Genomic DNA, 11944 nt, shown 5'->3' on the forward strand with positions numbered 1-11944 from the left:
AACAAAAAACGGGCAGGCTTCCCGCTGAGGGGGAAACCGCCCGTTTTTCCCACCGTGTGAATGCGGCGGAGACTAGCGCTCCAGGGCGCGCCAGGCGATATCCCGGCGACAGAAGCCCTCGGGCCAGTCGATACGGTCAACGGCCTCGTAGGCCCGTTCCCGGGCCTCGGCGACGGTGGACCCGCCGGCCGCCACGCCCAGAACACGACCGCCGGCCGCGACAATGGAGCCGTCCGGCCCGGGGCGGGTGCCCGCGTGGAAAATCTGGACGCCGGGGGTGGCCGCAGCCCGCTCCAGCCCCCGGATTTCCGTGCCGGTGCGCGGCGTGCCGGGGTAGCCCTCGGCGGCCATGACCACAACCAGGGCCGTGCCCGCGGACCAGGTCAGGTCCACACCGGACAGGTCGCCCTGCGCACTGGCCAGCAGGGCCGGGAGAAGATCGCTGTCCAGACGCATCATCAGCACCTGGCACTCGGGATCCCCAAAACGGACGTTGTACTCCAGAAGGCGGGGACCGTCGGCGGACACCATCAGCCCGGCGAACAGCACGCCGCTGTAGGGCGTCCCGCGCGCGGCCATGGTGGCCAGGGTCGGCTCGATAATCTCGGCCATGACCCGCTGCTGGAGCTCGGGCGTCAGGACCGGAGCCGGGGAGTAGGCCCCCATGCCACCGGTGTTGGGGCCCGTGTCCCCGTCGCCCACCGCCTTGTGGTCCTGGGCGCCCGCAAGGGGAATGGCGCGGGTGCCGTCACACAGGACAAAGAAGCTGACCTCCTCGCCCTCCAGGAATTCCTCGACGACCACCGTATCCCCGGAGGCGCCGAAGGCCCGGTCGTTCATCATCAGGTCCACGGCGGCAACGGCCTCGTCCGGCGTGTCGCACAGGATCACGCCCTTGCCCGCGGCCAGACCATCGGCCTTGACCACCAGGCGCCCGCCCTGCTTGCGGATGTAGGCCTTTGCGGCCTCGGGATCGGTGAAGGACGCGTAGGCCGCCGTGGGAACCCCGGCCTCCGACGCGATGTCCTTCATGAAGGCCTTGGACTCCTCCAGGCGCGCGGCGCCGCGGCCCGGACCGAAGACCGGAATCCCGGCCTCCCGCAGGGCGTCCGCCACACCGGCCACAAGGGGAGCCTCGGGGCCAACCACCACCAGGCCCACGCCCTCCTCCCGGGCCAGGGCCACGACCGCCGGGCCATCGTCCGGCGCAACGGGGACGCAGCGGGCCACCGCTCCGATGCCCACGTTGCCCGGTGCGCAGAGAACCTCCTGGCACAGGGGCGAGCGGGCGAGCTTCCAGCACAGGGCGTGCTCGCGCCCCCCGGAACCGAGAACGAGAACTTTCATGGGGAGACTCTCCGGAGGATCAGTCGAACAGGCTGGAGACGGATGCCTCGCGCGAGACCCGGTGAATGGCCTCCGCCAGAAGCGGCGCAATGCTGATCTGGTGGATGTTGGGCGCCATCTGCATGGCCTCGGTCGCCTTGATCGAGTCCGTGATGCACAGGGAGTCCAGCGGCGAGGACGCAACACGCGCCACCGCTCCGCCCGACAGGACACCGTGGGTGACATAGGCGGACACGGACAGGGCGCCGGCCTCCTTCAGGGCCAGGGCCGCGTTGCACAGGGTGCCGGCCGAGTCCACGATGTCGTCGATCAGGATGCAGTTCCGTCCGGCGACCTCACCGATGATGTTCATGACCTCGGACACGCCCGCCTGCTCGCGGCGCTTGTCGATGATGGCCAGCTCGGTGTCGTTCAGGCGCTTGGCCAGGTCGCGGGCACGGACCACGCCGCCCACGTCCGGAGACACGACCACCGGCATGTCGCCTTTGTAGGTCTCCAGGATGTGCTTGGAGAACACGGGCGCCGCGTAGAGGTTGTCGAGGGGAATGTCGAAGAAGCCCTGGATCTGTCCGGAGTGGAGATCCACGGTCACCACCCGGTTTGCACCGGCAACGGTGATCAGGTTGGCCACCAGCTTGGCGGTGATGGGCGTGCGCGGGCCGGTCTTGCGGTCCTGGCGGGCGTAGCCGAAGTACGGGATCACCGCGGTGATCCGGCGGGCCGAGCCACGCTTGAGGGCATCAAGGGTGACCAGCAGCTCCATCAGGCTGTCGTTTGTGGGGAAGCTGGTGGGCTGGATCACGAAGACATCCTTGCCTCGGACGTTTTCGAGGATCTCGACCCAGATCTCCATGTCGGAGAAGCGCTTGACGCTCGCGTGGGTCAGTTCGATTCCGAGGTAGCTCCTGATGGCCTCGGCAAGGGGGCGGTTGCTGTTGCACGCCAAAATCTTCATGGGAATGTATCCGGACTGTGAGAAGGGAGAACGCCGGCGGGGGCTGTGCCGGGCCGTTTCGCCGGAGCGGTCGGCCATGGTCTCCCGGGGTGAGGGGACATTATCAAGCGCGGTCGGCCCTGTAAACCGCGCAGCCGGGGAAATCCCCGGCTACTGGAGAGGTGCGGGCTCCGGCTTTGCGGCCCCGGGGGCACCGGATCCGGAAAGACGGGGATGGGGGTGATACAGCTGGGGCGCGTGGCTGCGCTCGTCGATGTGCATGAGCATCTCGAGGGTCCAGGCCACCCGAAGCCCGAGGCGCCACCAGGGCGTGCGGGACGGCCGGGGCAGGACACGCTCGCCCGGGGCCTCGTCGGCGCGGCGGACCGGCTCGGGGGCGTTGACCACCGCATCCACAAGAAACGCGGTCTCGGGAAGGGCGGGGGCCCGGTCCGCAAACCGCGGAACCAGGGAGGAGAAAAACGCCTTCGAGGCAATCACGAGCTTCTCGCCGGTGCTGACCCAGGCGCGGCTGGAGATGGAGTCATAGTCCCGCTCCACCACCTTGTGGCCGATAGCCTGATAGAGCATGCCCGCCGCCTGGATCGAGCAGCGGCACACGCCGGGCAGGCCGTGGATTCCGCTGTAGGCGCGCTCATAGAGGCGGTCGGCCTCGTCCAGAAGACGCTTCACCACGGCGGCGACCTCCGGGCAGAAGACGGGATCGGCCATCCAGGCGTCCACGTCCAGCCCCTCCTCGCGCAGCCAGGACAGGGGCAGGAACAGGCGTCCCTCCCGGGCGTCCTCGCCCACGTCGCGGCAAATGTTGGTCAGCTGCATGGCCACGCCCAGATCGCAGGCCCTGGACAGGGTCCGCTCGTAGCGCACGCCCATCAGGACGGTCATCATGGCGCCCACCACCGCCGCCACCCGGGCCGCATAGGCCTTCAGGTCGGAGAGGGTCTCGTAGCGGCGCTCGTCCGCGTCCCACTCCATGCCCTCGATCAGGGCCTCGGGCAGGGCCTTGGGCATCCGGTACGCCCGGACCATGTCCGAGAACGCCCGGTCGATGGGAGTATCCCAGGGGCGCCCGTCATAGGCCGCGTCCAGCCGCTTGCGCAGAAGCTGGCAGGCGGCCTTCTTGCGCTCGGCGTCCGGCTCGCAGTCAACGGCGTCGTCCGCCAGGCGGCAGAACGCGTAGAGGGCGTAGCACGGGTCGCGCCGGTCCCGGGGCAGGAACAGGGACGCCGCGTGGAACGTCAGCGAGCCTCCCTTGATGGTCTCGCGGCAGAAGTCCGAGTCCGTCTGGAACCCGGAGGGGCGAATGTCAGCCTCCGGCTTCTCCAGCAGCGGGCGGACCAGATCGCTGACGGCATCACAGGGCCGCGGGAAAGACGTCTCCCGGGGCTTCGCAGCCGACCGCGGGAGGGTGTCGGCCACCGTGGCGCGGCGCGGGGGCTGCGGGCGCGCAAGGGGCATGGTCTCAGGCAAAGGTTGAGGCATCCGGCACGACCTTGTCGAGAATAAGGGCAGAGGACAGAACACCCGGGAGACCGGCGCCGGGGTGCGTCCCCGCGCCAACCAGATACAGGCCGTCCACATCCTTGCTTCGGTTGTGGGGCCTGAGCCAGGCGCTCTGAAGGAAAAGCGGTTCGGGACCGAAGGCGGCGCCGTCCGTGGACTGGAGGGCCGTTTCGAAGTACGCCGGGGTGATCATGCGGGAGGTGCTGATCCGGCTTCGGAAACCGGGCATCAGTTCCCGCTCGATGTAGTCGGCGATCCGGTCGCGGTAGGCGTCCGCGGCCTGGGGCCAGCTCGCGTCCCCGAGCATGTTGGGGACCGGCGAGAGGATATAGAAGGTGTCGTCCCCCTCCGGCGCAACGGACGGGTCCGTCGCCGACGGGCGGTGAATGTAGAGGCTGAAGTCGTCCGCAAGGTGGCGCCGGTGGAAGATATCGTCCAGCAGGCCCTTGTAGCGGGGGCCCATGGCAATTGTGTGGTGGCCCATCTCCGGCCACTCGTTGCGGGTGCCCTTTGTGCCAACATACCACACAAACAGGCTCATGGACTGACGCTGGCGACGCTTCGTCAGGGCCGTCAGCGGGTAGTCGGACGGCAGGAACGTCTTGTAGGTCACGGTGGAGTCGGCGTTGGAGACCACGATATCCGCGCGGATCTCCTCACCCGACATCAGGCGCACGCCCCGGGCGCGGCGGCCGTCGACCAGGATCTTGTCCACCTGGGCCGAAGTGCGGATCTCGCCGCCCTGGCCCCGGATCAGGTCCGCAAGGCCCTCGGCGAGACGGCCCGTGCCGCCCATGGCCCACCACACGCCCCAGTGCCGCTCGAGGTAGGCGATCAGGGAGTAGACCGAGGTCACCGAGTACGGGTTGCCGCCCACAAACAGGGGGTGGAAGCCCATGCACATCTGAAGGTTCGGGTCCGACATGCACTTGGCCGCGTGCTGGGCCACCGTGCGGTCCGAGCGCAGCCAGGCGAAGTACGGCACCACCTTCAGCATGTCCCAGAGGGTGTCGAACGGCGTGTCCGACATCTTCTTGAAGCCGATGTTGAAGATGTCGCCGCTTTCCTTCAGGTAGCGCTCATAGCCCTCGACGTTGCCCGGCGCGAAGCGGCCGACCTCCTCGCGCATGAACTCGGGATCGTCGTTGACCCGGAAGGTCCGGCCGTCGTTCAGGCGCACGGTGTAGAACGGATCGAGCTTCTTCAGCTGAACGTGGTCCTCCATACGCTTGCCGCACAGCTCCCACAGGTCCGCGAACATGTAGGGCGCGGTCACGATGGTGGGGCCGGCGTCAAAGGCGTGGCCGTCCTGGCGGAACACCCGGGCGCGGCCGCCCACGTCGGGCAGCGCCTCCACCACGGTCACCCGGTAGCCCCGGGCCGAGAGCCGCACCCCGGCGGCGAGACCGCCGAAACCGCTCCCGATCACAACAGCATGGGGACGGGCCTTGCCGACAGCAGGGCGGGAGGCGGTGTCCATGTCAGGGCGGTGGGGCGCGGAAGCATCCAGGGTCATTGAGGGCTCCAGGTAACAAACACGCCCGGGACCGGGCGAACAGGGGAACGCCCCGAAGGGGCGAGGGGTATTCATGGGACCAAACCACGGCGGGCGGCATTTTTAAAGCAAAAAAAAGGCAATATGGGGCTGAAAAAGGTTCTCAGTGCCTCATTCCGGGCCGTGCTGTCAGGGCGCCGGAACCCCGAGAGCCTTGCGGAGCCGCCCCAAAAAGTAGCTTCGGTTGTGGGTGTCGGGCTCGCGCCGGGCGGCCTCCTCCAGAAGGGACAGGAACTCGGCCTTTTCCGCCGGGGTCAGGCATCCGTTGAAGAGGGTCGCGGCCTCGTCCACGATGGCGATGCGGTCGAAGCCCATCTCCCGGACCACATCCAGGGCCTCCCCCATCACCGAGGGCGACACGTCGGGGTAAAGCCGGGCGAGGATGTCGGTTTCCACAGAGGCGCGCAGGGAGTCGGAGCTCTGTGGACCGTCCTGCAGAAGGGCCAGCGAGACCGCCGCCGCCGCAACGAGGGGGTTGCCGCTCCGCGCCAGGGGCGAGAGGCGCACCTCGCGCAGGTGGGTCACCCGGGGACCAGGGGCGGGGGCCGCCGGTCGCCGGGGGGCCGGTCGCGCGTTCCGGCGACGGGCCAGAAGAAGGGCCACGAACAGAAGCCCGAGAAAGGCTACAAGCCAGAAAAGCATGAGAGTCGCATCCTCCGGATGGCGATTCGTTTTGGACCCGGCCCCACACCGCCGACCGTCAGGGGCAAAAGGCGATCCGGGGGCGTCACGGGCCGCAGGCGGCGGGCAGGGCTCCGCACCGCCGGGCCTCGCGCTCGATCAGATCGACGAAAAAGGACGGGTTCTCCTCGTGGGCCAGGTGCCCCAGCCCGGGAACAATCAGAGCCCGGGCCTTCGGCATCAGGGCCGCCGTGGTCTCCGCGATCTCCGGCGCCACGGCCAGATCCTTTTCCGAGCCCACCAGCAGAATGGGGACGGACACAGTCCTCAGGGCCCGGACCAGTCCGTGAAGGTTCCAGCTGGCCATCATGCCCAGAGCCCCCTCCACATGGGACGGCGCCCGCAGCAGCCGGTCATAGAGGGCCTGCCCCTCGGGGTTCAGGGTGGACCCGGTGTTCTGGATCACGGAACGGGTGCGCCTGGGGTCGGCGGCCTCCCTTGTGGCCAGCCAGGGGACGACCGGCGTGGCGAACAGCATCTTGGCCATCCCCGTGAACACCGGCCCCATGAAGCCGCCGTAGGGCTTGAGCGCGCCATTGATGCTGAGAATTCCCCTGGGGTGGATATCCCCGGCCAGCACCATTTGCAGGGCCAGGGCCACACCGGCCGAGTGCCCCACGACAAAGGCCGGGCGGACCTCCAGCGTCTGGAGAAGTCCCGCCACCGCTTTCGCCATGCCGGGCAGGCTCAGGCGATGGAACGGCAGCGGATCCGTGAAGCCGTGGCCGGGCAGGTCCAGGGCCACGACGTCGAAGTGCTCGGACAGGGGTCCCAGAAGATCCCGCCAGGAGTGGGTCGAGGCGCCGGTGCCGTGCAGCAGGAGAAGGGTCGGGCCCGACCCCTTCCGCTGCACATGCCACAGCAACCCGGACGCCTTCACGAAGGAACTGGCGTCCCGGTTCGGCCAGGTCTTTCCATCGATGGCCCAGTCCAGGGGACCGCTGCGGGGCGCCGCCATGTCTAGCGGCTCCGGCCCGAGGCGGAGCCCGCACCCCCGGAGAGGGGTCCGGCAGCGTTCTTGGCGGCTTCCGAGATGGTCCGGGAGTCCGCATACGGAAGCGGCAGGTACCGGGCGCCCATGGCGAGGGCAATCTCGGCGGCCTTCGGATCCGGACGCTGTCCCATGTCGATCATCACGGCCATGAACCCGTGCTCGAGAATGCGGCGGGATTCCCGCAGGGCCTCCTCGTGCGCCTGGGCCCGGCCACCGGTTCCGTCCAGCTTCACGTTGGCCCGGCCGTCGGTCAGGAAGACCAGGACCGGGGTTTCCCCGTGATGCGAGACCGACTCGGCCACCTGGGTCGCCATATGGATTCCGGCAGCAAGCGGGGTTCCACCCCCGCCCGGCAGGGCCGACAGGGACCGCTTCGCCCGGACCAGGGACCGTGTGGGCGGCAGAAGAATTTCGGCCTCCTTGCCCCGGAAGGACACCAGAGCCACGTGGTCACGACGGACATAGCTTTCCGCCAGCAGAAGCTCCACCGCGCCCTTGGCCTCGGCCAGGCGGGCCATGGCCGCGGATCCGGAGGCGTCCACCACGAAGATCGTCGTGGTGGGCTTGCGCTTGCGGAACCGGGTGATCCGGAAATCCTCGGGCCTGACCATGATGGGCGGGAGCTCCCGGCCCGAGGTCAGGTTGGCCTCCAGCGAGCGGCGGCGCACCGTCTGCCAGGGGGCAGCCGTGCGCAGGGTGGCAATCAGGTTCAGGCGCACGCCCGGACGCAGGGCGCCGGCCCGCACGCCGATGGGACGGCCCCGGCCCTTCGTGGGCGCGTTGGCCCCGGCCTTGCCCGCGCGGCTCTGGCGCCGCTGGCGCTCGGCCGACTGGAGCTGGGCCAGAAGCCCCGGCGGAATGGCGGCCTTGGCGGCCTCCAGCAGGATGTCCTCCAGAGAGGGCGGATCGTCCTGCTGCTCCGGCTCCTCGGGGGGCGGCTCGTCCTCGGGGGGCGGAGGCGGTTCGTCCTCCTCGTCCTCTTCCGGGGGCGGGGGTTCGGGAATCCGCGTGGCCCGGGGCCCGAGAACCATACGGACCGCCGCAACCATGTCGTCGCTGTCCACCTCGGTGCGGCCATCCAGAGCGGCGGCGCAGCGGGCCACCTTCAGCACCTGCATGGGAGCGCGCAGGGACGCAATGCCAAGAGAAACAGCGGTCAGCACCGCGGCCTGGACCTGCTCGTCCGAGACCCGGACCTGCGAGACCAGGGCGCGCGCGGCGCGGATCTCGTCCGCATCGGGCTCGCTTTCGGGAGCGTCCCGGTGGCTGATGGCCCGCAGGTCCAGCTGGAACGCCAGCCGGTCCGACAGGCCCTCGGCGACGGGGTCGTCGCCCTCGCCGCTCTCGTCCAGAGCCACAATGCCCAGCCGGGCGGGAGACCGGAAGGTCAGGCCCTCGCGCTCGGCCAGGACCTCGCCCGTGTCCAGGGTGGCGGCCAGGCGGGCGGCCACGTTGGGCTCGACACGCTCGGCCATGGACAGCAGAAGAACGCCACCGTCGCTTTCCGCCAGAAGCCCGATCCGGGCCACCGGCTTTCCGGCCTTCAGAGTGGCGGGCAGGTCGAGACCGCCCAGGAGACGGTCATCGGAAATGCCAATGGGGATGCGGCGCGGGGGCTGGTCGTCGGGGAGGCTGGCCGCCAGGTACGCAAGCCAGCGGTCGCGGACCGGGCCCGCCATGGAGTGCAGGCGGATACCCCCGCACCCCACGGGATCGACCGCGAACAAAGTGACCGCCAGAAGCGCCTCGTCCCAGGGCGTGGCAAGGCCGCCCCCCAGGGACTCCACCGCCGCATGCGCATGCACGGGAGGATTGACGGGCGCCTCACTCATGATCCCAGGATTTCCTCCATGGCGCGCTCGACACGGGTGGTCGAGCCGGACTCGTCCAGAGGATCACGACGCAGGCGGTGGCGCAGACACGAGGGCGCGACCTCCCGCAGGTGGGCCAGGGTGACAACGCTGTCACCGCGCAGGGCCGCAAGGGCGCGGGCCGCCCGCATCAGGGTCAGCTCGCCGCGCAGGCCGTCGGTGCCCAGCGAGATACACAGCTTGGCCGCCTGCTCGAGAATGTCGTCGGGAACCTCCACGCTGTGGAGCATCTCCTTGCCCCGCAGAAGCTGCTGGCGCACGGCGGCATCGTCGTCGGCCCACTTGGCCACATAGGCGGCCGGGTCGTTCTCGAACTCGTCGCGGCGGCGGACCACGTCGATGCGCACCCTCAGGTCCGTGGGGGTGGAGACCTCCACCGACAGGCCGAAGCGGTCCAGAAGCTGCGGGCGAAGCTCGCCCTCCTCCGGGTTGCCGGAGCCGATCAGCACGAATTTCGCCGGGTGGCGGATGGACAGGCCCTCGCGCTCCACCACGTTGACACCGGAGGCGGCCACGTCGAGCAGAAGGTCCACCAGGTGGTCCTCAAGAAGGTTCACCTCGTCGATGTACAGGAAGCCGCGGTTGGCGCGGGCAAGCAGGCCCGGCTCGAAGGCCTTCTCGCCGCGGGTCAGGGCCCGCTCGAGGTCCAGAGCGCCCACGACCCGGTCCTCGGTCGCGCCCAGGGGCAGGTCCACAACCGGAACCGGCGTGGTGTCCACAGCGCGGGGCTGGGTGCCGCTCTCGTCCAGGCAGCAGACCGGGCACTGGCTCAGGTCGCCCTCGGGGTCGCAGTTGTACGGGCAGCCGTGCACCACGGACATCATGGGCAGAAGCGCCGCAAGGCCGCGCACGGACGTGGACTTTCCGGTGCCGCGGTCACCAAAAACCATGACTCCGCCGATGGCAGGGTCGACGGCAGCAATCAGAAGCGCGGTGCGCATCTCGTCCTGCCCGACAATGGCGGAGAAGGGGAAAACCGGTCCTCTCTCCTTGCTTCGACCTTCGGCGTTCGGGGTATTCTTGACCATGAGTGCCTCGACATTTACGCATGAACCAGAAAGAAAACGGGGCGAGTATGCCCGTCGCGGACGCGACCCGCAACCGCCCATCCGGGCAAATCGGCAGGACTTGACGCAAAACGCACCATACCGGATCGTCTCAAGACCACAGAATCCGCCCCAAAGACAAGGTCTATGATGGAAAAAATGACAGAAAAGCCCGGATCTCCCTCCTCCGAACGGTTTCTTTTCCGGCTGTACCTTGCGGCCCTGATCTTTGGCGCGACGGTTGTGGCGGGCTTCAACGCCCTGCTTTTCCGAGGTGTTTTCACGGCCCTGGACTCCGCCGAGAGCCGCATCGCCACCGTCCAGCGGCTTCTGGGCGGCGGCGTGAGCGCGGACGGCGTGGCCGCGTGGCTGGCCGCCAACCCGCCGGCCGGAGGGGCGCCGGTCCTGTTCATCATGGCCTCGGCGGTGGCCAGCGTGGGCACGGTGGCGCTGATGGTGCTTCTGGTGCGCTCGCTCCGGCGGGAGGCCCGGCTGGTCCGCGAGTCGCAGCGCTACCGGCAAAGCCGGAACCTGTGCGCCCACATGCGGGATCTGGCGATGGAGTGCTCGCCCATGCCGCTTGCGGTACTCGACGCCCGGGGCAAACCGGTGCTGCGCAACCGGTCCTTCGAGGAACTGGCCCCCGGCCTCGTGAGCGCCCTCGTGGAGAAGCTGGCAACGCCCCCCGTCTCCGCCCCGGCCGGAGCGACCGGACCGAACGCGCCTGGCGACGGGGCAGCCGGGGGCGCGGGGGAGCCGGCCGAACAGCAGGAGGACTCGACCCTGATCTGGACCTCGCCCCACGGCGAGGGGCACCGGGTCCGGATCCAGAGATGGTTCCTCACGCCGGGGCACACCCTGTCCCTGATCGCGCTGGACGACCCCTGGAAGCCCTCCGGATTCGCCACGCCCCTGGACCTGGCGCGGATGGGGGCCGCCTCCCGGCTGGAGGCCAACATCGACGCCAACGAATCCCTGACCCGGGCGCTCGAATCCCTGGCACCGCGCATCAAGGCGGTCAGCGCTGATATCCGGGCCCACGTGCTGCCCATGGTCCGCGCCATCGAGGACGACCTGGAAGCCCTGTTCCGCACCGTCGTGGAAACGGCGCTGTACTCGGAAGGGACGCGGCGGTTCCTGCGCGTCGACATCGGTGCCCGGATCGCGGACGGCATCGCCACCATCTCGATCGAGGACAACGGCAACGGCACCCAGACCTGGGATCTGCCCGAGATCCTCTATGGCCGGACCCTGACCATCAACGCGCGCCCGGGCGAGGGAACCCGGGTCAGCTTCGATGTGCCGGTGGCCCGGGCCGAGGGGCCGGGGCTGTCCATCTCGCCCGCCGGACCCGAGGCCGGCTAGACACGGGCACGCAGGGCCGGTTCCGGCAGCGGACACCGGTCCGCGCCCCGCGCAGCACCCGTTCCGCATCACGGAACACCGCACCAACCCTGGCCCGGGAGGCCGGAAAGTCCTCAGGAAGCGAGGCGGGCAGCCTCACCAGAAAGCGCCCGTTCCGCGACACGGAACACCTTACCAATCGGAGCCCGAGACCCCGGAATGCCGTCAGGGTCCACGCCGGGTCGCTCCCCCACGAAGCACCCGCTCTGTGACACGGACCACCGTACCAACCCGAGCCCAAGACGCCGGAACGCCGTCAGGAAGCCGGCCCGGTGGGCGCCCCGGCAAGCAAGCATCCATTCCGTAACGCGGAACGCGGACCCCACAACCAAACCTGTCCGGAAGGCCGGGACGTCCTCAGGAAGCAGGCCGGGTCGTCGCCGCCCTCGCGAACAGGGCGAGGGTCGCCTCCGCCTCGGCCGGGTCCAGGCGGGACAGGGCAAACCCCACATGCACGATCACGTAATCCCCCTCGCGCACGTCATCGAGCAGGGCCACGGAGACCTCCTGGATCACCCCGTCCAGCTCCACCCGGGCCCGGTCGCCCTCAAGAAGCTCCACAACACGCGTCGGATGGGCAAGACACAT

At 69.3% G+C, this 11944-nt stretch carries 10 protein-coding genes; 1 reads left to right on the forward strand and 9 read right to left on the reverse strand.

The window, feature by feature from the left end:
* Window positions 1-72 precede the first annotated feature (72 nt).
* The 8 genes from purD to bchI form a co-directional block, all read right to left on the reverse strand.
* Window positions 73-1347, reverse strand: coding sequence for a phosphoribosylamine--glycine ligase (gene purD / locus IHV25_RS02255; RefSeq protein ID WP_192533332.1), 1275 nt, complete (start codon window positions 1345-1347; stop codon window positions 73-75).
* Window positions 1348-1366: 19 nt separating this feature from the next.
* Window positions 1367-2302, reverse strand: a complete 936-nt coding sequence (locus IHV25_RS02260; protein ID WP_192533333.1) for a ribose-phosphate pyrophosphokinase — start codon at window positions 2300-2302, stop codon at window positions 1367-1369.
* A gap of 150 nt (window positions 2303-2452) precedes the next feature.
* The gene (locus IHV25_RS02265; protein WP_242018734.1) at window positions 2453-3772 is read right to left on the reverse strand and encodes a phytoene/squalene synthase family protein; all 1320 of its coding nucleotides are present in this window, start codon (window positions 3770-3772) and stop codon (window positions 2453-2455) included.
* Window positions 3765-5321, reverse strand: coding sequence for a phytoene desaturase family protein (gene crtI / locus IHV25_RS02270; protein WP_192533334.1), 1557 nt, complete (start codon window positions 5319-5321; stop codon window positions 3765-3767). Before crtI ends, IHV25_RS02265 begins: the two co-directional genes overlap by 8 nt.
* 168 nt (window positions 5322-5489) lie before the next feature.
* Window positions 5490-6002 carry a hypothetical protein gene (locus tag IHV25_RS02275; RefSeq protein ID WP_192533335.1) on the reverse strand — a complete coding sequence of 171 codons (513 nt, stop codon included), beginning with the start codon at window positions 6000-6002 and terminating at the stop codon, window positions 5490-5492.
* Window positions 6003-6087: 85 nt separating this feature from the next.
* Entirely contained in the window at window positions 6088-6999 is a 912-nt protein-coding gene (gene bchO, locus IHV25_RS02280) for an alpha/beta fold hydrolase BchO (RefSeq protein ID WP_192533336.1), read from the reverse strand.
* Window positions 7000-7001: 2 nt separating this feature from the next.
* On the reverse strand, window positions 7002-8867 hold the full coding sequence (locus IHV25_RS02285; protein WP_192533337.1) for a magnesium chelatase subunit D: 1866 nt from the start codon (window positions 8865-8867) through the stop codon (window positions 7002-7004).
* On the reverse strand, window positions 8864-9934 hold the full coding sequence (gene bchI, locus IHV25_RS02290) for a magnesium chelatase ATPase subunit I (protein ID WP_192533338.1): 1071 nt from the start codon (window positions 9932-9934) through the stop codon (window positions 8864-8866). The genes IHV25_RS02285 and bchI overlap by 4 nt, the downstream gene beginning before the upstream one ends.
* Window positions 9935-10099: 165 nt before the next feature.
* Here bchI and IHV25_RS02295 point away from each other — a divergent pair, with 165 nt between their 5' ends.
* Complete coding sequence (locus tag IHV25_RS02295) at window positions 10100-11317, forward strand: HAMP domain-containing histidine kinase (protein WP_192533339.1); 1218 nt, start codon at window positions 10100-10102, stop codon at window positions 11315-11317.
* Window positions 11318-11713: 396 nt separating this feature from the next.
* Here IHV25_RS02295 and IHV25_RS02300 read toward each other — a convergent pair whose 3' ends face one another.
* Complete coding sequence (locus IHV25_RS02300) at window positions 11714-11944, reverse strand: HypC/HybG/HupF family hydrogenase formation chaperone (protein ID WP_192533340.1); 231 nt, start codon at window positions 11942-11944, stop codon at window positions 11714-11716.

The organism is Phaeovibrio sulfidiphilus, from assembly GCF_014861485.1.
GTDB classification, from domain to species: Bacteria; Pseudomonadota; Alphaproteobacteria; order Rhodospirillales; family Rhodospirillaceae; genus Phaeovibrio; species Phaeovibrio sulfidiphilus.